Annotated in this window: 20 protein-coding genes and 1 pseudogene; 13 read left to right on the top strand and 8 right to left on the bottom strand. The window is 41.6% G+C overall.

Annotation, left to right across the window (positions count from 1 at the left end):
• From pgeF to lgt, 3 genes are read right to left on the bottom strand one after another with little or no spacing between them, the layout of a single operon-like run.
• Positions 1-786, bottom strand: a complete 786-nt coding sequence (gene pgeF, locus N5852_RS13120; protein ID WP_262098210.1) for a peptidoglycan editing factor PgeF — start codon at positions 784-786, stop codon at positions 1-3.
• A 24-nt stretch (positions 787-810) separates the two neighbouring features.
• Complete coding sequence (locus tag N5852_RS13125; RefSeq protein WP_262098211.1) at positions 811-1,953, bottom strand: class I SAM-dependent methyltransferase; 1,143 nt, start codon at positions 1,951-1,953, stop codon at positions 811-813.
• Between the two features lie 2 nt (positions 1,954-1,955).
• Positions 1,956-2,861: a prolipoprotein diacylglyceryl transferase gene (lgt, locus tag N5852_RS13130; protein WP_262098212.1), complete on the bottom strand. Its 906-nt coding sequence runs from the start codon at positions 2,859-2,861 to the stop codon at positions 1,956-1,958.
• A 278-nt stretch (positions 2,862-3,139) separates the two neighbouring features.
• Between lgt and N5852_RS13135 the strand changes: the two genes are divergently transcribed.
• Positions 3,140-3,403: an accessory factor UbiK family protein gene (locus N5852_RS13135; RefSeq protein ID WP_262098213.1), complete on the top strand. Its 264-nt coding sequence runs from the start codon at positions 3,140-3,142 to the stop codon at positions 3,401-3,403.
• A 463-nt stretch (positions 3,404-3,866) separates the two neighbouring features.
• On the top strand, positions 3,867-4,367 hold the full coding sequence (locus N5852_RS13140; protein WP_182417855.1) for a type III secretion system chaperone family protein: 501 nt from the start codon (positions 3,867-3,869) through the stop codon (positions 4,365-4,367).
• A gap of 284 nt (positions 4,368-4,651) precedes the next feature.
• Here the strand turns inward: N5852_RS13140 and N5852_RS13145 are convergent.
• Positions 4,652-4,863 (bottom strand): annotated as a pseudogene (locus tag N5852_RS13145) (IS1595 family transposase); the annotation flags it as partial.
• Between the two features lie 315 nt (positions 4,864-5,178).
• On the opposite strand from N5852_RS13145, the gene hisD reads away from it, so the two are divergent.
• From hisD to N5852_RS13175, 6 genes are all read left to right on the top strand, one after another.
• On the top strand, positions 5,179-6,471 hold the full coding sequence (gene hisD, locus N5852_RS13150) for a histidinol dehydrogenase (RefSeq protein ID WP_262098214.1): 1,293 nt from the start codon (positions 5,179-5,181) through the stop codon (positions 6,469-6,471).
• A gap of 55 nt (positions 6,472-6,526) precedes the next feature.
• Positions 6,527-7,009: a UPF0262 family protein gene (locus N5852_RS13155; protein WP_262098215.1), complete on the top strand. Its 483-nt coding sequence runs from the start codon at positions 6,527-6,529 to the stop codon at positions 7,007-7,009.
• A gap of 1 nt (position 7,010) precedes the next feature.
• Positions 7,011-7,460 carry an arsenate-mycothiol transferase ArsC gene (locus tag N5852_RS13160; protein WP_262098216.1) on the top strand — a complete coding sequence of 150 codons (450 nt, stop codon included), beginning with the start codon at positions 7,011-7,013 and terminating at the stop codon, positions 7,458-7,460.
• A 98-nt stretch (positions 7,461-7,558) separates the two neighbouring features.
• Entirely contained in the window at positions 7,559-8,896 is a 1,338-nt protein-coding gene (locus tag N5852_RS13165) for a hypothetical protein (protein ID WP_262098217.1), read from the top strand.
• Positions 8,897-8,953: 57 nt separating this feature from the next.
• A protein-coding gene (locus N5852_RS13170) for an IS5 family transposase (RefSeq protein WP_262098218.1) occupies positions 8,954-9,711 on the top strand; the annotation gives its coding sequence in 2 pieces (ribosomal slippage) (positions 8,954-9,287 and positions 9,287-9,711; 759 coding nt in all).
• Between the two features lie 104 nt (positions 9,712-9,815).
• A complete protein-coding gene (locus tag N5852_RS13175) occupies positions 9,816-9,989 on the top strand; it encodes a hypothetical protein (RefSeq protein ID WP_262098220.1) in 174 nt (57 codons plus the stop codon).
• A gap of 654 nt (positions 9,990-10,643) precedes the next feature.
• Here the strand turns inward: N5852_RS13175 and N5852_RS13180 are convergent.
• The 4 genes from N5852_RS13180 to rpsO form a co-directional block, all read right to left on the bottom strand.
• On the bottom strand, positions 10,644-11,222 hold the full coding sequence (locus N5852_RS13180; protein ID WP_182417875.1) for a CarD family transcriptional regulator: 579 nt from the start codon (positions 11,220-11,222) through the stop codon (positions 10,644-10,646).
• Between the two features lie 487 nt (positions 11,223-11,709).
• Complete coding sequence (gene fdxA, locus N5852_RS13185) at positions 11,710-12,048, bottom strand: ferredoxin FdxA (protein ID WP_262098221.1); 339 nt, start codon at positions 12,046-12,048, stop codon at positions 11,710-11,712.
• A gap of 771 nt (positions 12,049-12,819) precedes the next feature.
• Complete coding sequence (pnp, locus tag N5852_RS13190) at positions 12,820-15,015, bottom strand: polyribonucleotide nucleotidyltransferase (RefSeq protein WP_262098222.1); 2,196 nt, start codon at positions 15,013-15,015, stop codon at positions 12,820-12,822.
• A gap of 425 nt (positions 15,016-15,440) precedes the next feature.
• Positions 15,441-15,710, bottom strand: coding sequence for a 30S ribosomal protein S15 (gene rpsO / locus N5852_RS13195; RefSeq protein WP_262099776.1), 270 nt, complete (start codon positions 15,708-15,710; stop codon positions 15,441-15,443).
• A gap of 598 nt (positions 15,711-16,308) precedes the next feature.
• On the opposite strand from rpsO, the gene N5852_RS13200 reads away from it, so the two are divergent.
• The 5 genes from N5852_RS13200 to N5852_RS13220 all read left to right on the top strand — a co-directional run bounded on the left by N5852_RS13200 (position 16,309) and on the right by N5852_RS13220 (position 21,543).
• Positions 16,309-16,884 carry a F0F1 ATP synthase subunit delta gene (locus N5852_RS13200; RefSeq protein ID WP_262098223.1) on the top strand — a complete coding sequence of 192 codons (576 nt, stop codon included), beginning with the start codon at positions 16,309-16,311 and terminating at the stop codon, positions 16,882-16,884.
• A complete protein-coding gene (gene atpA / locus N5852_RS13205; RefSeq protein ID WP_182417871.1) occupies positions 16,884-18,413 on the top strand; it encodes a F0F1 ATP synthase subunit alpha in 1,530 nt (509 codons plus the stop codon). The genes N5852_RS13200 and atpA overlap by 1 nt, the downstream gene beginning before the upstream one ends.
• An 18-nt stretch (positions 18,414-18,431) precedes the next feature.
• Positions 18,432-19,313, top strand: coding sequence for a F0F1 ATP synthase subunit gamma (locus tag N5852_RS13210; RefSeq protein WP_262098224.1), 882 nt, complete (start codon positions 18,432-18,434; stop codon positions 19,311-19,313).
• 161 nt (positions 19,314-19,474) lie between these two features.
• Positions 19,475-20,920: a F0F1 ATP synthase subunit beta gene (atpD, locus tag N5852_RS13215; RefSeq protein WP_182417869.1), complete on the top strand. Its 1,446-nt coding sequence runs from the start codon at positions 19,475-19,477 to the stop codon at positions 20,918-20,920.
• A gap of 215 nt (positions 20,921-21,135) precedes the next feature.
• Positions 21,136-21,543 (top strand): F0F1 ATP synthase subunit epsilon, encoded by a 408-nt coding sequence (locus tag N5852_RS13220; protein WP_262098225.1) that lies wholly within the window; start codon positions 21,136-21,138, stop codon positions 21,541-21,543.
• Positions 21,544-21,793 lie beyond the last annotated feature (250 nt).

The following is a 21,793-nucleotide window of genomic DNA, read 5'->3' on the forward strand; positions in this document are numbered from 1 at the left end:
TTATTCCCCTAGCATAATCGCTGAAATTTGCCGACCATAATCCATCTCATTTTGATGGGTTTTACGACGATATGAAAAAAACCGTGCCTGATCAGCATAGGTGCACAAGTTAAGTGCATAATCCTTCACTTTATTACGGCGCAAACGGACAGTCAAAAATGCCCACAAATTGAAAAAATAGTGGTCCGCGCGGTTCGATGGCCGAAAGTAAACCATATTATTAGCATCAAGGTCAAGAAAGCTATGCAAAAACTCCTCACCAACTTCATAATTATTGGGGCCAATACAGGGGCCAACCGCAACCGCTATGTCTTCACGTTTACTACCAAGGGTCTCCATGGCGGCTATGGTATTATCAATAATACCATATAGAGCACCGCGCCAACCAGCATGGGCTGCACCAATAATTCCACTTTTACTATCAGCAAATAATAAAGGTCCGCAATCGGCAGTTAAGATGCCAAGCGCAAGCCCCGGCACATTGGTTACCATGGCATCAGCCTTTGGACGCTCACTGGAAAAAGGCGCTGTCACGGTTACGACATCGCATGAATGCACCTGATAGCAAGTCAAAAGCTTGTCGCTGGTTATATGAAAACTGGCGGCCACGCGATTGCGATTCTCAAGCACCAAATTGGGCTCGTCATCAGAGCCTTGCCCAAGGTTAAGGCTCTCATAAATGCCACTTGATACGCCGCCTTGACGGGTAAAAAAGCCATGTTGTATCTGCGAGCCGCAATGATCGTTAAAGGCGGTATTTATAATTGGCATAGGCTTATTATTCATGCTATTTTCCGCCTTTTAATTGTTTTAGGATTGCTGATCAAAGGGTATTATATGGGTATTTTTATCACTTACACATAATACTTTAAAGAGCCCGCCCATTTTCCCACCTATTTTCCCACTAATTTTATCATCACCAGCAAGCCGCTCGACATCATTGCGGATTTTTTCTTGAAATAGGCTATCACGGCCTTGCCCAAGTGTTTGCGCTCGCTCAATTAGCCCTAATGACAATAAAAATTCGCCTTGAGTGGTCATATAGGTTTGGCAGTGCATTAGCTGCGCGCGTTGGTTAAGGGCAGCAAAATCCACATGTGATGTTAAATCATCTTTTCCAGGACTTGCAAGAGGATCACTAAATTGATGTTTTGACATGGCTTGCAATGTATCAGCGGGTTTTGGCTCAATAGCACCATAATCAATAATCAAGGCGGCACCGCGATATTGTGCTATATGGCCGGCTATTTCATCCATCAGGCTCTCACGCGCTGGCGACACCTCAATAATATCACCTTCTTTGATAAATGATGGAGCATAGGGTAAACTTGGTGGAAAAATGATAGAGCCCAAACCGAAAACAAGATCCAGTTCGCCACTTAAATCAGGCGAAACACCAACCATTGTTTCTCGCCAATTTTGACCATCAAAAACATATTGATAGATCGGCAAACAGTCAAATAATTCATTGGCAAGCAAAATAACCGGCATCGGTGGAAGTAGGCTAAAATGATCAATCCATGTAATATTGCTATTATGGCTGGCAAGGCGTTGCTTTTGCTTTTCTCGCAATTTCGGGCTAGTTTCAACAAGAAAAATATTAGCCGCTTTAAAGCAATCCAAATCTAGCTTTTTAATGGTGCGCAAAACATCGTCCATCAAGGTACCGCGTCCGGGCCCCATTTCACATAAGCTAAAATCAGCAGGCTTGTCCATTGCACGCCACGATAAAACAACCCAAACACCGAGCATTTCACCAAACATCTGGCTTACTTCAGGTGCAGTGATAAAATCACCATCACGGCCAAAGGGATCAGCAGTAATATAATAGCCATATTGTGGATCAGCCAAACAAAATGTCATAAATTGGCTAATGCTTAAAGGACCATGCTCTTGGATGGTTACAATAAGCTTTTCTTTTAAACTATTAATGCTAGGTGTTGCCATCATCATTATCAAACTTGTTGTGCGGTTGCTTTATTGCTGATCAAAGCATAGATAATCATGCACAAACCAACGCCAACCATTGGTAGTGATAATAGCATGCCCATGGTAAGCCAGTCGCCATTGGCATCGGCATTTAATAAATGAATCGCTGTATCGCGATTAGGCCAACCAAGGGCGAAAAAACTGCCGCTCGGCTCGCGGAAAAACTCAACAAAAATGCGGGCAAGTCCATAGCCCATGACAAATGTACCGCTAACAAGACCGGGCTTTTTCAAGGCTTTGAATGCAAAAATAATGATTGCTAGCACAATGAATAGTAAAAGTCCTTCAGTCAGTGCTTCATAAATTTGGCTTGGATGACGCGGAATGCCGCCTGCTTCTCCAGGAAATAATACAGCCCAAGGAATAGTAAAGGCTTCGCGCCCCCATAATTCATTATTGATGAAGTTACAAACGCGCACAACACCAAGGCCAATCGGCACACCAGCTGCAATGGTATCGAACATTGAAAATGTGTTAATTTTGTTTTTAAGTGCAAAAAATACCATGGCAAGTGCCATACCGATAAAACCACCATGAAATGACATGCCACCATCCCAAACAGCGATAATTTTACCGGGATTAGCGAAATAAAAGTCAGGGCGGTAAAATAATACTTCACCTAAGCGACCACCAACAACGACACCTAATACCGCCCAAATGACAAAATCATCAAGCTTATTTGGTTCCATTGGCGGCTGGTTGTTTTTCCAAAATTGTGGTCGGCGCAACAATAATTTTCCATACCACCAAGCAAAAAGAATGCCAACAACATAGCCAAGGCCATACCAGCGCGGCTCGAAAGGACCAATATGAACAATAACAGGATCAATATTGGGAAATGCCAAAGCGCTAAAAGAAAGAATACTACCCATTTAATTACCCTGTATATGCATGGTGGCTTGACGTCACCAATATGAAAAACATTTGGCTAGAAAATAAACTTTTCATCACCACTGTCAATTTTTTAAATTTAACGACAGATACACGAAATTTCAGTTTTTATGATAAAGTGCTTTTATTTTTTTTCGCCTGTATTAAATTAAACCTATCAACTTAACATTTCACTCTATATGAGAGGGTGAGCTGCACAATTTTAAGGTGTTATCCTTATATTGTTTAAAATATGTCAATGAAAAGAGGAATGAATAATATGAGCAACGGATCTAACCGTATTTTTGATGATTTGGCGAAGCTCGCAACCGATGCGGCTGGTGCTGCGCAAGGTGTGCGCCAAGAAGTAGAAAGCGCATTTCGCGCCCAAGCTGAGCGCGCTGTTAATAAGCTTGATCTTGTCAGCAAGGAAGAGTTTGAAGTAGTAAAGGCGCTAGCTGTTAAAGCACTTGATGCGAATGAAGCATTGCAAAAACGGGTAAAAATTCTGGAAGAAAAACTAGATTTGGCTAACAAAGCTTAAAAAGCCATTAATAAAACGTAAAGTTAAAAAATAATCCCCATTTTTTTAACACCTGTTGAAAAGTCAAAAAGTTATATTATCAGAATCTCTTAGCTTGGCCGGAAATATTTTTTCCGGCCTTTGTTTTTTTTAACCACAGCTTTTTTGAATCGGGGGACTAGCACTTACAACGCCAATCAATACACTGAAAACACTTGTTGATTCGTATAAGGGTCATTCAAGGGTATGAATATATGGCGGTTTGTTTGTCGTTTGCCTAATTTCATAGTCTTTGTGTTTTTGCGTTAAAAAATAATTGCTTTTGTCGTGCGCAGGCTTCGTCTTGGCGCGAAGGGTTATTATTCTGCTTTTTAATAGTTTTGCGCGTGGTTTTGAACGCCAGCATTGCTCTTTTAAAAAGCAAAAGAGTTTAAATATCGATCTTGCATTTAAAATGCTGATTTTTGGAATGATAGGAAAAGAAATGAGACTTGTTCATGACGCCAAAGAGCGTGAAGCACATCCAGTTGATGTGATTGAACAGATTGCATATGGGCATGACTGGTCTTTCGAGCGCACAGCCGAAGATGAAATTGCTGTTTGCATCACTGGCAGCAAAGCCGAATATTATGTTTCATTTTCGTGGATGGAAGACTTTGAAGCCTTGCATCTTGCTTGCTCTTTTACCTTAAATGTTGACGCATCACGTCGCAGCGAAATGATTGATCTTTTATCGATTATCAATGAAAAAATGCTGGTTGGCCATTTTGATTATTGGACCGAAGATCGTGCTGTTATGTTTCGGCAAACGCTATTGCTAAGTGGCGGCTTACATCCAAATGATGCACAGGTGAAGATGTTATTAATGACGGCGCTTGATGCATGTGAAGAACATTTTGTCGCTTGTGAGAGTGTTGCTCGCGATGGGATGGATGCACAAGTTGCGCTGCGCCATGCAATGTTTGAAACAATTGGTAATGCTTAAAGGCCGGACTTAAAGGTTGGGCTTAAAGGAATAGCTTAAAAGCAGGCTCCATCTGCATTATCCAGCCAAAGTTTTAAGATAATATCACGATTTATAGCTACCTCTTTTTGATTGATTTTTAAGGGGTAGCTCCGCTTAAAGTATGAGTGATATGCTGGCAAATAGGCAGCCAGTCAAATATCCACTTTTTAAGCCAGCCTAAACAATCGTTATAAAATATTATTTACGATTTATGAATTTCATTCAATTGTGCCTTGATGGATAAAAAAGCTTTATTTGAGCAGCCCATCAGAATTTATCACCGAAGCAAAATCCACTTTGCTTGCGTCAAAATACCCTGTAACGTCGCTTTTAAGCAGTTTGGCACAATTTCAGTGTAAACTTGCCCTTTCGTTCAAATATATCGAAAACTGTTGTCTTGCCAAAGTCACCATGGCCAAGGTTGCCTATTTCGCAACGCGTATCGAAAGAGACTTTCATCAATCTCAACAATACCCAATACAGAAGCTAAAGCTTTATAAGTTAAATAAATGCATTCGCCCGAGCTCTGATAAATAAGGATAACTTGTCGCTATTAAAATAATTTTTTGTAACACAAATTTTGGCAAGATGTGTTTTTAACTCCCGAACCTTATGACTACAATATTTTGGGAAAATATGAAAGAATTTTGCTTTTAAAACGACACAAAAACAAGTATCCCTTGCACTTATTTAGATATTAAGGCAACTTCACCTATAATATATTTTTCATATCGCACATAATTTTTAAGCACGGCACAAGCATGGTCGTTCTGCATCGGGTAGGATAAAAATGGTTCTCATTCTTCGTCAAAAAAGCAATGATTTTGAAGCAAGTTTCAAAGAATTTCTTGGCTCTAAACGAGAAGTTTCTCAAGATGTTGATGATATTGTGCGTGCGGTTATCCATCAAGTGCGCGACCACGGCGATGAAGCGTTAATTAAGTATTCGCAACAATTTGACAATATTGATCTTCGCGAAACAGGCATCGCCATAAGTCAAGCAGACATTGAAACCGCCGCCGCAGGTATTGATAGTGAAACTATGGCGGCTCTCCAGCTCGCCCATGACCGCATTAAAGCTTATCATCAACACCAATTACCGCAAGATAAAAAATTCAGCGATGATTTGGGCGTAGAACTAGGTTGGCGTTGGACGGCTGTCGAATCGGTTGGGCTTTACGTACCTGGCGGTACAGCAAGCTATCCAAGCTCGGTATTAATGAATGCAGTTCCGGCAAAAGTAGCTGGCGTTGAACGCCTTGTTATGGTGGTACCAACTCCTAATGGTCAAATTAACCCATTGGTGTTAGCGGCAGCAAAGCTTGCTGGTGTTGATGAAGTCTATCGCGTTGGCGGCGCGCAAGCCATTGCTGCCCTTGCTTATGGTACAAAAACCATAGCACCCGTTGCCAAGATTGTAGGCCCGGGCAATGCCTATGTTGCAGCGGCAAAACGTCAGGTATTTGGGCTTGTTGGCATTGATATGATTGCTGGCCCTTCCGAAGTTCTCGTGCTAGCCGACAAAAACAATAATGCCGATTGGATTGCTGCCGACCTTTTGGCACAAGCTGAACATGATGTTGCCGCCCAATCAGTGCTTATCACCGATGATGAAGATTTTGCAAAAGAAGTTGAAAAGGCCGTTGAAGCCCAGCTTAAAACACGCAAGCGCGTGAACATTGCCGCGCAAAGCTGGCGCGACTTTGGTGGGATTATTCTGGTCGATAATTTTCATGATGCAATGCCGCTGGTTAATCGCTTTGCTGCTGAACATCTTGAACTTGCTGTACAAGACCCAGAAGCTTTATTGCCAATGGTACGCAATGCTGGCGCCATTTTTCTTGGCTGTTACACGCCTGAAGTTATTGGCGATTATGTTGGCGGTTCCAACCATGTTTTACCAACGGCGCGTTCTGCTCGGTTTTCGTCCCCCCTTTCGGTGTTTGATTTTATGAAGCGCAGCTCAGTGATGAAATTAAATGCCGAACAATTACGCATTCTTGGCCCTGCCGCAATCCGCATCGCTGAAGAAGAAGGGCTTGATGGCCACGCTTATTCGGTTTCTGTACGTTTAAATCTTTAACATTGTTGCAAGGCATTATCTGCAGTGATGCAAAAGGCGTTAGGGTTATAACTCGATGAGTGAATTTAATGAGAATAGTCGATTAATTGGCATTGAATTTGACGAGACTATCGGACGCTCTACCCCAGAGGTTGAACATGAGCGCGAAGTAGCTGTTTTCGACCTTATTGAGGAAAACCAATTTTTTCCTTCCGGTGACGACATTGGCGGGCCCTATAATCTCAAACTGTCCTTAATAGAAAAACGCCTTGTCTTTGACATTTCACGCAGTGACGGAACATGGGTCACCACCCATATTCTGTCATTGACGCCATTTAGGCGCATCGTAAAAGACTATTTTTTGATTTGTGAATCCTATTATGAAGCCATACGCCTTGCAGCACCTAGCAAGATTGAAGCCATCGATATGGGGCGGCGCGGCTTGCATAATGAGGGGTCACAAACCCTGCTTGACCGTTTAAGCGGCAAAATTGACATGGATTTTAAAACCGCGCGACGGCTTTTTACACTTTTATGCGTTTTACATTGGCGGGGCTGATATGGATCATTTTTTGCCCAAAATATCACAACCAAGCTCCGTACTTTTTGTTTGCGGCATGAATTCAATCCGCTCACCTATCGCTGAAGCATTGATGCATCATCTTTTTCCTAAAATCTATGTCGCATCAGCCGGGGTTAATCGCGGTGAACGCGATCCTTTTGCTTCAGCCATTATAGCCGAAGAAGGTTTATCTCTTGATAGCCATAACCCACGCGGATTAGAAGATTTATCCGATGGTTTCTTTGACCTTATCATTACGCTAACGCCGCAGGCTCACCATGCAGTATTAGAAGAAATGCGCTCTTTTTCAGTCGATGTTGAATATTGGCCAATGCCCGATCCTGCTTTAGCAACGGGTTCACGCGAGCAAATCTTAGATGCCTATCGCAGCGTGCGTGAAGTCTTAAAAAAACGCATTTTAGAACGTTTTAGCTCTATGAGCGAATGAAATAATAAAAAGCATATATTTAAGCCTATCTTACCGACATAATGTAAATCAATATAAAGCATATGTTTATTTTCATAATGAAAATTTGTGAGGAAAAAATGGTTCAGCGTTTAGTATGTTTTGTTTTATTATTTGTAACAACATTAGTTCCTGCAAAGGCGTTAGATCATTTTATCTATGCTGCAGATATCAATGAAAATGTTGTTTTGCTAGAACTTTACCGCTTTTCTGACAATTCTTTCATTGGCCGCATGAAAACGGATGGTGACATTTGGGCATTAGAAGGTAACAACGACAAGGCAAATCAATCAGCAATTTCAGATATAGGCCTTGGCAGTGGTTATGCTACATGGCAATTTAGCGAGCTTCCAGACGGTAATATAGACGCAAAACGCAAATATTTTTATAAAGAGGAAATTACCAATATTGTATTTAGGCTAGTTGCAAAAGAAGCAATAGCGGACATTAATCGCAAAGATTTCATTAAACTGCTAAAGCAAAAAGGATTTAATTATTTCGACGAATTATCAGATAAATACCAGGTGATTTTAGCGAAATTTAATTATGATGAACGGGTTATTTATAAAGGAACTATCGGTTACTCTCCTATTATTATGGAGTTGTCATTTAGACCTGATAAAGTTGTGAAAGGACGCTATTTTTATGAAAAATCAGGCATTGATATTCCATTACAGGGAGACATAAATAGTATTGCCGAACCCTATCCGTTAAAAGACCACCCATATCAACAATATGTTGAGTCTTCTACTAATGGTCCCGTTTTCACATACCCGAACGCGCATTTTTCAGGAATATTTGTTGAAAAAAATTATGATGGTTTATGGGAATTATATGCCAAGAAAATGGCTATGAAATTTTCACTCAAGGAAGTAGATCGCTATTCGGGAGAACATTCTTATTCGCAATCTAATGGCGAATTCTCACCTTATGATACGCTCAAGCTTCAAGGGCACGCTAAAGAAACTGGAAAAATACGCCAACAAAATGGAACAAGTTGGCAATATGTCAAAGATCCGCGAAACAATATTACATTTTTCAAATTGGTAGATTTTCCTAATAAAGCCATTAAAAATACTGTCAATCAACAACTGCAAACCCAATTTTGGCAACTATCACAAAGTGCATTTGAATGTCTTTCAACCCAATATATTACAACTCAAGTGGGAACTGGATGGACTGGCTTTGCAGAGCAAAGTGTCAGCGTCCTATATACATCAAAGAATCTGTTGGTATATGAACAATCAATCGATGCTTATTGCGGCGGTGCACATCCGTCTATTTACACACAACAAACAGCTATTGATATGACGACTGCAAAAGAATTAGATTGGCAAAAAATCTTTAATTTTGCGAAAATCTATGGCGACAAGACAGATAACTCATACAATTTGCCAACTAGGGTCAGGACCTATTAATTTTATGGATTCCCAATTTAGTTGATTTATGATTCATTGGTGTTACGGAGTTAGCCAATGAGTAATTTGTTTTTATTGAGTGAAGATCAGATGGCGAGGATATCACCTTATTTTCCATTGTCCCATGGGGTAGCACGTGTTGATGATCGGCGCGTTATCAGTGGGATTGTTTATGTTATTAAGCATGGCTTGCAATGGAAAGATGTGCCAGTGGGTTACGGCCCACATAAAACACTTTATAACCGCTTTATTCGCTGGAGCCGATTGGGTGTATTTGATCGCGTCTTTGCAGCGCTCGCGGGGGAAGGTTCAAAACCTCAGCGTATCATGATTGATGCAACCCATCTTAAGGCGCACCGCACAGCAGCCAGCCTGCTTAAAAAGGGGATGTTCCCCGCCGTATTGGGCGCACCAAAGGGGGACTGAATTCAAAACTTCACACAGTCTGCGATCAAGATGGAAAGCCTATATGCCTATTATTGTCAGAAAGTGAGATGAGTGATTACAAAGGTGCGGCTCTTTTGTTACCAGTTTTGCCTGATGTTCAAGAACTCATTGCTGATAAAGGGTACGATGCTGACTGGTTCAGACAAGCCTTGGTTGATAGAAACATCAAGCCCTGTATTCCTCCTAGAGCGGGTAGAACGGCAACTATATTCTTTGACAAGACCACCTATAAATTACGTCATAAAATTGAGAATCTGTTTGCAAAACTTAAAGATTGGCGACGTATCGCTACAAGATACGACAGATGCGCCCATACTTTCTTTTCAGCAATATGCATTGCTGCAGCCGTTATCTTTTATCTTAATTAATGAGTCCTGAGCCTAGAGAGAATTTTTTAAAATTTCTTAAAAGCCAACATAATAAAAATCGAAAACAAAAAGATTGGGTGGAATGGGATGAATGCGCAGATTTTATGGCGGATTATCTTACATTTTTTTACGCGGATAACCACTCTATTGCCTTTGGTAACAAGTATATTTCCTATGCAGACCATGCTTGCAACGGGCCAATTATGCGTGTGGAGATCGATGAGCTAACACCTTATCTACAAAAAGGCGCAAAAGAATTTTTAACCAAACACGAATAAAAACCTTAGGGTCAGGACCTATTAATTTGAACGAAATGGTATGAGAAAATTTTTGTGAGACCCCAAACATTAAAGGTGAGAAGATCCGCCGAGAAATATGAATATTTTCAAGGATGTTCGACAAAGTTATCGCGAAAATTTACTTGTATCCTGAAAGGACACAAAAACAGCTGTAATCTACTGCGTCGTAAAGCTCAAATGGGTATACCACCCACTTTTCGCTGTCCTCCCCTTTATATCAAAAATGTATATTTGTGCTGTTTATTGTGCTTGTTTCTTTAAATTAATACGCCTGACCCTAAACACGATATCGGACGTTACTGACTTTGGGATGTCATAACAAACTTTTATTGTTAAATAATTTCACCCAAAGCACCAAATAATTATATAATTTTAAAGACAGCATTGTCACGGTTTCAGTTAAAAATTTAGCTGATAATTGCAAATATTAGGGGCGAGTTTTACGCCACATTTATTTCTTGCAAAAGTGGCAATCGCCGACTTTCGGTCTTTATTTCATGCCTTGTCGACAAGCTAAAATGCGTTAATTTTGTTAGAATTTATTTTAAAACCAGTAAAACAGTTTGAAATAAAACAAAAAAGCCGTGCACCCCATATTGGATTACACGGCTTTGTCTTTTAATCGCTTACTGATTACGCAGCTTCAACTTCTTCACTGTCATCAATCTGATCATCAGCTTTTGCATTACGCTTAGGATTTTTTACCAAATTGGCCTCAATAAGACGCACAGCTTCAGTTTCAGAAACAGCATTAACCGCAGCAACTTCGCGCGCCATCCGGCTTAGAGCACCTTCATAAAGCTGGCGCTCAGAATAAGACTGATCTGGCTGATTATCAGCTCTAAAGAGATCACGCACCACTTCAGCAATCGCGATAAGGTCACCAGAATTGATTTTAGCATCATATTCTTGGGCGCGGCGCGACCACATTGTACGCTTTACGCGTGCACGACCTTGAAGCACTTTCAAAGCGCGATCAACAAAATCATTTTCTGAAAGTTTGCGCATACCAATAGAAAGTGCTTTAGCAACCGGCACCTTGACATGCATTTTGTCTTTTTCAAAATGGATGACAAAAAGCTCTAACTTGTGTCCTGCAACTTCTTGCACTTCAATGGCAACAATCTCACCCACACCATGGGCGGGATAAACAATAGATTCACCGGCGTTAAAACCATGGTGGGCTGAGGTCTTTTTCTGCTGGGATGACATAGGTTAACTTTCTCCCTTTGTGTCCGGCACAAAATTGCCGAAAACACATGTTGAACCCTTAGGGCTGATCGGTATAATTTTTGCTAGTCGATATGCGTGAGGGTGAAGTAAGCCAGAAGTAGAGATCAGATGATATTGCCTAAATGTTGAAAAACCAACATATTCAGAATCTTTCATGCGCTGACAAATTTACAAGCGCAAAAATTGGCCGGTATTATTGGATAAAATCCATAATTCCATTAGCCATAATTAACAACATCAAACATGATAAACACTGGTAAGGTCACGATTTTGCTCTCGACAGAATATGACTACCATATCACTTTTTTTAATAAGAATCAACTTATTATCAAAATTTTAACAAAAGAGAGCAATTTAAGCATATGCCTAGTGCTTTTCCACTTAAGAAACAAGTAAAACCAAAATATGTCGAGTGATTCTCCTATATGGAGAGCACAGGCCGCCTTTCAAGGCGGCCTTAAATATTTTAATCGCCACTACCGGCATTGGGCGAAAAGTATTTTTCCAACTTGCCAGTTACACCATCCATTTCTTCAGCTTCGGGCAATTGGTCTTTTTTTATGGTCAGGTTAGGCCATTTTTCGGCATATTCCGCGTTCAGCACCATCCAGTCATCAAGACCAGGCTCAGTATCCGGCTTAATTGCTTCAGCTGGGCATTCAGGCTCACAAACGCCGCAATCGATACACTCGTCAGGATTGATGACAAGCATATTTTCGCCTTCATAAAAACAATCGACAGGACAAACCTCAACACAATCAGTATATTTGCAGCGAATACAATTGTCGGTCACGACATAAGTCATTATCTTAACTCCGGATCACAAGCGGGTGTCCACCGCTTCTATCATGCATCTTTAACAGCCTTGTAAAATGCGCAATGTGCTATTTTCTTTAAGTTCAAATATGCCAAATCAAACCACAGGCTTAATTGGGACTTTAAATAATATATAAAACGTCATTACCATCAGATGAGACAGGTTTAAGGTTATTACAGCCTTGCTTTCCTTACGGTTGTCAAAACTGTAATGAACAGATCTATGAGCCTACCCATAAACCAAAAGAGCCAATGACCAAATAAGCTTGAAAAGTGCAAACCAAATTGCGCATAATTTTTCATAACCAATAATCATTGAAAACCGAAAAAAGCCTGTCACACTTCAAAGGGCCAACTCTATATATGTAGTAGTTACTCCTTTTAAGGGAGGGTTTCAAGTCTCCAGCTTATAAAGATTATCGCAACTTTGGTAATTTTTGCTATATTTAAAGCTTATCATAAAAATTGCAACCTTGGAATCGTTCTAAATACCTTTTTAACAATTGGCTTTCAAATTGCTGCTTTATGGCTGATGATTGCGCAATCAAAACTATCTCATTTGAAAAGTCATACTCTATAAAGCCACACGGCATAAATATTTCATTTTGCTCTTAAATATGATGTATCCACTATTTTTCTATAGCAAATAGCATAAAAAAAGCAGGCACTTTATGCGCCTGCTTATTTAAAATAAACTGAATTATTTACTTCACCTAAATGCTGATAAGCAACAGGAAATCAAATAATTAGCTTGCTTAACTTAGTCATTGTTACGGCGTGGACGGCGCTTGCGCTCTGGGCGGTCGCCACCATCATTATTGTCACCAGCATCTTCACTTGCATTATCTTGAACGAGTTCTTTACCAGTTTCCTGATCAACAACCTTCATGGAAAGACGTACTTTACCACGTTCATCAAAGCCCATGAGCTTAACCCAAACCTTATCGCCCTCTTTTACCACATCGGTGGTTTTTTGAACGCGTTCAGGTGCAAGCTGTGAAATATGCACAAGACCATCGCGAGGGCCAAAGAAATTAACAAAGGCGCCGAATTCTGCAGTCTTTACAACCGTACCATTATAAATCGCACCGACTTCAGGCTCATCAACGATCGAATGGATCCAACGTTTTGCAGCCTCAATGGTTTTACCATCAGAGGAAGCAATCTTAATTGTACCATCATCTTCAATATTAATTTTCGCGCCAGTTTGCTCAACAATTTCACGAATGACCTTACCGCCTGAACCAATAACATCACGGATTTTATCAACCGGAATATTCATGATTTCGATGCGAGGTGCAAATTCACCAAGCTCAGCACGTGATGAGGTAATGGTTTTTGCCATTTCGCCAAGAATATGTTCACGGCCACCCTTAGCTTGTTCAAGCGCTACTTTCATGATTTCTTCGGTAATGCCGTGGATTTTAATATCCATCTGCAAAGAAGTAATACCCTGATCGGTACCAGCCACTTTGAAATCCATGTCGCCAAGATGATCTTCATCACCAAGAATATCAGAAAGAACCGCAAAGCGATCGCCTTCCTTGATAAGACCCATTGCAATACCAGCAACGGGACGAGCGAGAGGAACACCAGCATCCATCAAAGCAAGCGAGGTGCCGCAAACGGTTGCCATTGATGATGAACCATTTGATTCAGTGATTTCTGAAACAACACGCATAGTATAAGGGAAGTTTGCTTTTTCTGGCAACATTGGGTGAAGCGCACGCCAAGCAAGCTTACCATGACCAATTTCGCGGCGGCCCGGCGATCCAATGCGCCCTGTTTCACCAACCGAGAATGGCGGGAAATTATAATGAAGCATGAAGGATTCTTTGATAAGGCCGGAAAGCGTATCGACATATTGCTCATCTTCGCCAGTGCCAAGAGTTGCAACAACAATTGCTTGGGTTTCGCCGCGTGTAAAGACGGCTGAACCATGGGTGCGAGGTAAAACACCAACTTCAGCAACAATTGGGCGAACGGTAACAAGATCACGGCCATCAATACGTGTGCCGGTATCTAAAATGTTCCAACGCACAATTTTCGCCTGCAAATGCTTAAATACTGCCGCGATTTGTTCTGGTGCATATTCAGCTTCTTCACCTTCTGGCAAGAACTTTTCTAGCACTTTTGCCTTAACAGCATCAACAGCTGCATAACGCTCTTGTTTAACGGTATTTTGATAGGCTTTGCGCAAATCTTTTTCAGCAAATTTGAGCATTTTCTTTTCAATCTCAGAAAAGTCTTCTGGCTCAAACTCGCGTGGTTCTTTAGCGGCAACTTCAGCAAGCTTGATAATTGCATCAATAACTGGTTGGAAGCCTTGTTGACCAAATACTACCGCACCAAGCATAATTTCTTCATTAAGCTCTTGTGCTTCTGATTCGACCATAAGAACAGCATCACTTGTACCGGCAACGACCAAATCAAGCTTTGATTCAGGCATTTCGTCGATATTTGGATTTAAAATATATTTACCATTGATATAACCAACGCGTGCACCACCAATTGGGCCCATAAAAGGCACACCAGAAATGGTAAGCGCTGCCGACGCAGCAACCATTGATAAAATATCAGGATTATTTTCAAGATCGTGCTGAAGAACAGTTACAATGACTTGCGTGTCATTTTTATAACCTTCAGGAAAAAGCGGGCGGATCGGACGGTCAATCAGGCGTGAAACTAGGGTTTCATTTTCTGATGGACGGCCTTCGCGCTTGAAATAACCACCTGGAATACGCCCAGCTGCATAGGCTTTTTCTTGATAATTAACCGTGAGAGGGAAGAAATCCTGTCCGGCCTTTGCTTCCTTAGCGGAAACCACTGTTGCCATAACCATGGTTTCACCATAGGTTGCAATTACTGCGCCATCAGCTTGGCGGGCAATCTTGCCGGTTTCAAGGGTAAGCGGGCGGCCTGCCCATTCGATTTCTACTTTATGTGTATTAAACATACTTCGTCTTTCATTCATTTAACATACAAAACATATTTTATTGTCGATCATCCATTGATCATTTATATTACAAAATATGTTCACTTTTTAGACGGGCCACGGGCAAGACAACAAGCAGCTTTTTATTGTAAGCAGATTAACATAAGTAAATCATCTTAAGCGGCTGGCAATCCTGCCCCATGACAAGTCCCGAATTTACATGCATTTTTTGAAACCTATCATGATGTTGAATGAAAAACATTTTCCACTGCAATTAATAATAGGTATCAAAACGATCATTTAAAATATCAGTGATATCATCAAAATAATCGTATTTTGTTTTTGAACTTAAACTCAACATTCTAAGGGAACAACCGATAAAACATAAGCTTAAACTTCAAAAATTTTACCCTGCCCCACATTATAATGGGACAGGGCAATTTGGCTTAACGACGCAAACCGAGCTTTGAAATCAAAGTCTGGTAACGAGCAAGGTCGATTTTCTTAAGGTAATCCAAAAGGCTACGACGTTGTGAAACCAACTTCAAAAGACCACGGCGGGAATGGTTATCCTTTTTGTGGGTTTTAAAATGCTCGGTAAGGTTAGCAATACGCTCTGACAAAACAGCAACTTGAACTTCAGGTGAACCAGTGTCACCAGCTTTTGTTGCATATTCCTTAATAAGAGCTTGTTTACGTTCAGCAGTGATCGACATCATATATCCTTTCAAAGATTAAAGAAAAAACGCCCTAGCCGGGATGTCGTCCAGACAAGGGTTAAAAAATGTACGGATAGTCAAATCCCAAATACATGGTGCACTTATAGCTTAATTGCGGCAATATTACCACCGCTATTATGGCTTTAGAAAAATTATCTTATAAATACGCGCCTTACATCAAAACATCGCCGTCGATAAGTTGATAATCAGCATAAGAGGCAGATACTTGTCACCAGCAACGAATGCCAATTTGGCTTACAAGGTTATGTGCTTAAACAAGGAGAGGAATCACCTTATCGCTGCATACTTGTTGATGGAGGAAAAACAAAAGCATTATTTGGCAAAACAAGTTTTTTAAATTAGAAGTCCTCAATATCCGATAAAAATAATGGCAAAAACGTGGAAAAATGCAAAGAAGCGCCTAAAAGCCTATATGCTTGGTGTTGCGTGCCTTGAATGTCTATGCTAGATGCTCATCAACTTTCAGTGTTGCCATTTTTGAAAAAATGCCTATTGTGCTGAAATTAATTGAAACCGAAAGGTCGAATCTTTTTTTTAAAGGTTGGCCTATGCTTGGGGAAAGAGACAAGTAATCGTGACAGAAACGTCTTCGCTTATTTCATCAGTTGCCCAGCGGTATGCTGGGTCCCTATTTGACCTTGCATCTGAAACCAACTGTGTTGAAGCTGTGGAAAAAGAACTTTCTTCTTTTGCGCAAGCAATTGCAAAAAGTGAAGACCTACAGCGTTTGATTAAGAGTCCGGTATTTTCAGCAGAGCAACAGCTTGCCGCTATTGATAGTATCGCCAATAAGGCTGGTCTTAATGGTGCTGGTCCAAATGGACTTACTGGAAATTTTCTCCGTGTTATCGCCGAACATCGGCGTTTAAATAAATTGCCTGAAATTATTAAGGGCTTTCATATTCTTGCCGCGCGTGCGCGTGGTGAGGTTTCTGCCGAGGTTACTTCGGCCCTTGCGTTAACAAGCGCACAGGAAAAAGAGTTGAAAGCAGTGCTTGGCCAAGTGGTTGGAAAAGATGTTGCATTAAATGTAACAGTTGATCCAGCTATTCTTGGCGGTCTTGTTGTGCGTGTAGGCTCACGACAGATCGATACATCACTGCGCACAAAATTGTCTTCGCTCAAGCTTGCACTGAAAGAGGTCGGCTGATGGATATTAAACCGTCGGAAATATCGCAAATCCTGAAAGAGCAAATTAAGAATTTCGGCCAAGAGGCTGAAGTTTCTGAAGTTGGTCAGGTATTGTCTGTGGGTGATGGTATTGCCCGTATTTATGGTCTTGATAATGTTCAGGCCGGTGAAATGGTTGAGTTCCCCGGTGGTATCCGTGGTATGGCACTCAATCTTGAAGCTGATAATGTCGGTGCCGTTATTTTTGGTCCTGACCGTAACATCAGTGAAGGTGACACAGTTCGCCGTACCAAGTCGATTGTGGATGTGCCAGTTGGCCCAGAATTGCTTGGTCGCGTAGTTGACGCACTTGGTAATCCAATTGATGGCAAGGGTCCAATCAATGCAAAGGAACGCCGCCGCGTTGACGTGAAGGCACCTGGTATTATTCCACGTAAGTCGGTTCATGAACCAATGTCAACTGGTCTTAAAGCGATTGATGCGCTTATCCCTGTTGGTCGCGGTCAGCGCGAATTGGTTATTGGCGATCGTCAAACCGGTAAAACTGCAATCATTCTTGACACTTTCCTTAATCAAAAGTCAGTGCATGATGCAGGTCCTGAAAAAGACAAGCTTTATTGCATCTATGTTGCTGTTGGTCAAAAACGTTCAACCGTTGCACAATTTGTGAAAGTGTTGGAAGAACGCGGCGCGCTTGAATATTCAATCGTTGTTGCAGCTACCGCTTCCGAGCCTGCTCCAATGCAATATTTGGCTCCATTTGCTGCTTGTGCAATGGGCGAATATTTCCGTGATAATGGCAAACACGCTCTTATCGCTTATGATGATTTATCTAAGCAAGCTGTTGCTTATCGTCAAATGTCCTTGCTACTTCGTCGTCCACCAGGCCGTGAAGCTTATCCTGGTGACGTTTTCTATTTGCATTCACGTCTTCTAGAGCGCGCTGCAAAGCTTAATGATGATAATGGCGCAGGTTCATTGACCGCATTGCCAGTTATTGAAACTCAAGCAAATGACGTTTCTGCTTATATTCCAACCAATGTGATCTCGATTACCGATGGTCAGATTTTCTTGGAAACCAATTTATTCTATCAAGGTATTCGTCCAGCTGTTAACGTTGGTCTTTCCGTGTCACGTGTTGGTTCATCGGCGCAGATCAAGGCAATGAAACAAGTTGCTGGTTCTATTAAGGGTGAACTTGCTCAGTATCGTGAAATGGCTGCCTTTGCGCAGTTTGGTTCTGATCTTGATGCAGCAACGCAGCGTTTGCTTAACCGTGGTGCCCGTTTGACTGAGCTTTTGAAACAACCACAATTCTCACCACTTAAAACCGAAGAGCAAGTTTGTGTGATCTTCGCTGGTGTGAATGGCTATCTTGATAAGCTTGCGGTTAATCAGGTTGGTAAATTTGAACAAGGCCTATTAGCCTTGCTTCGTACCGAGCACAAGGATATCCTTGAAGGTATTCGTGATCAAAAGCAGGTAACTGACGAGCTTAAAGGCAAGCTTGTTGAATTGCTTGGCAATTATGCAAAGAATTTTGCTTAACACTGACGGGACGGTTTAATGGCTTCGCTAAAAGATCTCAGAGACCGTATCGCCTCAGTTAAGGCGACGCAAAAAATTACCAAGGCGATGCAAATGGTCGCCGCGGCAAAATTGCGTCGCGCCCAAGAGGCAGCTGAGGCTGCGCGTCCATATTCTCAGCGTATGGCATCAGTTCTTGCCAATATCGCTGCCAATGTAAGCCCAGAAGATGCACCGCGTTTAATGGCAGGCACAGGCAATGATCAAGTTCATCTTGTCGTTGTTTGTACAGCAGAACGCGGTCTTTGCGGCGGCTTTAATTCGCAAATTGCGCGTCATGCTCGCGAATATATTCGCGCTCTTTTACAAGATGGTAAGCAGGTAAAACTAATTACTGTCGGTAAAAAAGGTGCAGATATTTTAAAGCGTGACTTTAGCAAGCTTATTATTGATCATGTTGATTTACGTGATGCCAAACAAGTTGGTTTTGTTCATGCACAGCGTATTTCAAACAAGATTACCAACTTGTTCAATGATGGCGGATTTGATGTTTGTTCATTGTTTTATTCCGAATTTAAGTCGGTTATAAATCAAGAGCCAACCCGTTTACAACTTATTCCAGCCAGTGCCGGTGAAGTTGTTGCGGATAATGCAGATGTCAATGGCGCGCTTTATGAATATGAACCTGATGCTGCATCTATTTTAGATGAACTCATCCCACGTAATTTAACTGTTCAGGTATTTCGGGCATTGCTTGAAAATGCTGCCGGCGAAATGGGTGCCAAGATGAGCGCTATGGATAATGCAACACGCAATGCTGGCGATATGATCAACAGATTGTCGATCACTTATAACCGCCAACGTCAGGCGCAGATTACAACAGAATTGATTGAAATTATCGCGGGTGCTGAAGCGCTATAATAAGCGTTTTATTTCCTGCTATCATTTACAATAATGAAACAAAAGGGGCAAATCCTTGAAGCATTTTAAATAATGCCGCATAATTGCCCCAATACTATTTAACCCATGCAGCGGCAGAAACTGCAACAGCTGCGTCAATAACAGGTAAAGGATCCTTTAGGATGGATACATCAAAAGGTCATGTCGGTCGCGTCAAGCAGATTATCGGTGCTGTCGTTGACGTTCAGTTCGATGAGCATCTACCGCTCATTCTTAACGCCATTGAAACAACAAATCTCGGTAACCGTCTTGTTCTCGAAGTTGCACAGCATCTTGGTGAAAATACTGTTCGTTGTATTGCTATGGACTCGACTGAAGGTCTTGTTCGCGGTCAAGAAGTAACAGATACTGGTGCCCCGATTTCAGTTCCAGTTGGTGAAGGTACGCTAGGTCGTATCATGAACGTTATCGGTGAGCCTGTTGATGAAGTCGGTCCGATTGTTGCCTCTGCAACACGCGCTATTCACCAGCCAGCTCCAGAATATGTTGAGCAATCAACAGAATCCGAAATTCTTGTCACCGGTATTAAGGTTGTTGATCTTCTCGCACCTTATGCAAAGGGTGGTAAGATTGGTCTTTTTGGTGGTGCGGGCGTTGGTAAAACCGTTCTCATCATGGAACTTATCAACAATATCGCTAAAGCCCATGGTGGTTATTCGGTATTTGCCGGTGTAGGTGAACGTACCCGTGAGGGTAACGATCTTTACTACGAAATGATCGACAGTAAGGTGAATGTTGACCCTAAGGAACATGATGGTTCTGCAGAGGGTTCAAAATGCGCCCTCGTTTACGGTCAGATGAACGAGCCTCCTGGGGCCCGTGCACGTGTTGCCTTGTCTGGTCTAACCGTTGCTGAATATTTCCGTGATGCTGGGCAGGACGTTCTTTTCTTCGTGGATAATATTTTCCGCTTTACGCAAGCAGGTTCTGAAGTGTCAGCGCTTCTTGGCCGTATTCCATCAGCTGTTGGTTATCAGCCAACCCTTGCTAATGAAATGGGTGCTTTGCAAGAGCGTATTACAACCACCAATAAGGGTTCGATTACTTCTGTGCAGGCCATTTACGTTCCTGCCGATGACTTGACCGATCCTGCACCTGCAACATCATTTGCTCACTTGGACGCAACTACCGTTCTTTCACGTAGTATTGCTGAAAAGGGTATTTATCCTGCTGTGGATCCACTGGATTCATCAAGCCGTATGCTTGACCCACTTGTAGTTGGTGAAGAGCATTACGAAATTGCCCGTCAAGTGCAGACTATTTTGCAGCGTTATAAGTCATTGCAAGATATTATCGCAATTCTTGGTATGGATGAGCTTTCAGAAGAAGATAAACTTACCGTTGCTCGTGCACGTAAGATTGAACGCTTCTTGTCACAGCCATTCCACGTAGCTGAAGTATTTACTGGTTCACCTGGTAAGTTGGTTGCTCTTGAAGACACGATTAAAGGCTTTAAGGGTCTTTGCGCCGGCGATTACGATCACCTTCCAGAGCAAGCCTTCTACATGGTTGGTTCTATTGAAGAAGCAATCGAAAAAGCTCAGCGTCTTGCTGCTGAAGCTGCTTAATAAATATTGGCGCTGTTATAAACATTGTTTTTAACAGCGCTTCATTTACATTTTTGGGTAACTATTGAGTGAATAGCTGATATTCTAATATATATTATCCAAGATTTTTTCAGTTCAAGCTGAATGTAAGATTTTATAACTCTTTGTTTTGTTGCATAGTTATTAAGCTCAGTTTTGAAGCTATTCTATGCTCTAATGATTGAAAGCAAATGAACATGGCCGATACCTTTCAATTTGAACTTGTTGCACCCGAAAAGCTTCTTCTTTCAGAACAAGCGCTTGAAGTTCAGCTTCCTGGCAGTGAAGGTTATTTGACAGTAATGGCCAATCATGCGCCAACAATGACCCGTCTTATGCCTGGCGTTGTACGTGTAAAAATTGCTGGCAAGGACGAAAAGGCTTTTGTGGTATTTGGCGGTTTTGCCGATATCACTCCGCAATCTTGCGCAATTTTAGCGGAAGCAGCTCACCCATTGGAAGCCTTTGATCCAGCTGAGCTTGAAGAGCGTATCGCAGCTGCCAAGGCCGAGCTTGATGGTGCTACAAATGATGATCACCGTAACCGTGCCGAAGATTTCCTTAATGAATTAACCACTGTTCGCGGTGTGCTTACCATGGCATAATTGAAATGCTACAACTTGGCTAATTTGAGCCTTGTAGTTTTCAAAGTTTAGATTTAAGAAAAGCAACGAGAGATCATCTTTCGTTGCTTTTTTGTTATCGAGTTATAGCGGTTAGGTTTTTCAAACCTCATATTAGCAGCATTTCTAGCAACATCGCATTCCCTTTTGCCAACCAACAATACCCCATGCGCAAGAAATACCAGCCACGTTTATTTAAACGCCAAAAATCTATGCTTTAATTCGTTATGTC

This window comes from Bartonella sp. HY328, from assembly GCF_025449335.1.
Taxonomy (GTDB): domain Bacteria; phylum Pseudomonadota; class Alphaproteobacteria; order Rhizobiales; family Rhizobiaceae; genus HY038.

Bases quoted from the DNA above. Each gene is read 5' to 3' on its own strand.
- hisD (WP_262098214.1), top strand. From the start codon at position 5,179: ATGGTTCTCATTCTTCGTCAAAAAAGCAATGATTTTGAAGCAAGTTTC.
- pnp (WP_262098222.1), bottom strand. From the start codon at position 15,015: ATGTTTAATACACATAAAGTAGAAATCGAATGGGCAGGCCGCCCGCTT.
- N5852_RS13155 (WP_262098215.1), top strand. From the start codon at position 6,527: ATGAGTGAATTTAATGAGAATAGTCGATTAATTGGCATTGAATTTGAC.
- N5852_RS13180 (WP_182417875.1), bottom strand. From the start codon at position 11,222: ATGTCATCCCAGCAGAAAAAGACCTCAGCCCACCATGGTTTTAACGCC.
- N5852_RS13175 (WP_262098220.1), top strand. From the start codon at position 9,816: ATGGCGGATTATCTTACATTTTTTTACGCGGATAACCACTCTATTGCC.
- N5852_RS13135 (WP_262098213.1), top strand. From the start codon at position 3,140: ATGAGCAACGGATCTAACCGTATTTTTGATGATTTGGCGAAGCTCGCA.
- N5852_RS13140 (WP_182417855.1), top strand. From the start codon at position 3,867: ATGAGACTTGTTCATGACGCCAAAGAGCGTGAAGCACATCCAGTTGAT.
- N5852_RS13125 (WP_262098211.1), bottom strand. From the start codon at position 1,953: ATGATGATGGCAACACCTAGCATTAATAGTTTAAAAGAAAAGCTTATT.
- rpsO (WP_262099776.1), bottom strand. From the start codon at position 15,710: ATGTCGATCACTGCTGAACGTAAACAAGCTCTTATTAAGGAATATGCA.
- N5852_RS13210 (WP_262098224.1), top strand. From the start codon at position 18,432: ATGGCTTCGCTAAAAGATCTCAGAGACCGTATCGCCTCAGTTAAGGCG.
- N5852_RS13160 (WP_262098216.1), top strand. From the start codon at position 7,011: ATGGATCATTTTTTGCCCAAAATATCACAACCAAGCTCCGTACTTTTT.
- atpA (WP_182417871.1), top strand. From the start codon at position 16,884: ATGGATATTAAACCGTCGGAAATATCGCAAATCCTGAAAGAGCAAATT.
- lgt (WP_262098212.1), bottom strand. From the start codon at position 2,861: ATGGGTAGTATTCTTTCTTTTAGCGCTTTGGCATTTCCCAATATTGAT.
- atpD (WP_182417869.1), top strand. From the start codon at position 19,475: ATGGATACATCAAAAGGTCATGTCGGTCGCGTCAAGCAGATTATCGGT.
- N5852_RS13220 (WP_262098225.1), top strand. From the start codon at position 21,136: ATGGCCGATACCTTTCAATTTGAACTTGTTGCACCCGAAAAGCTTCTT.
- pgeF (WP_262098210.1), bottom strand. From the start codon at position 786: ATGAATAATAAGCCTATGCCAATTATAAATACCGCCTTTAACGATCAT.
- fdxA (WP_262098221.1), bottom strand. From the start codon at position 12,048: ATGACTTATGTCGTGACCGACAATTGTATTCGCTGCAAATATACTGAT.
- N5852_RS13165 (WP_262098217.1), top strand. From the start codon at position 7,559: ATGGTTCAGCGTTTAGTATGTTTTGTTTTATTATTTGTAACAACATTA.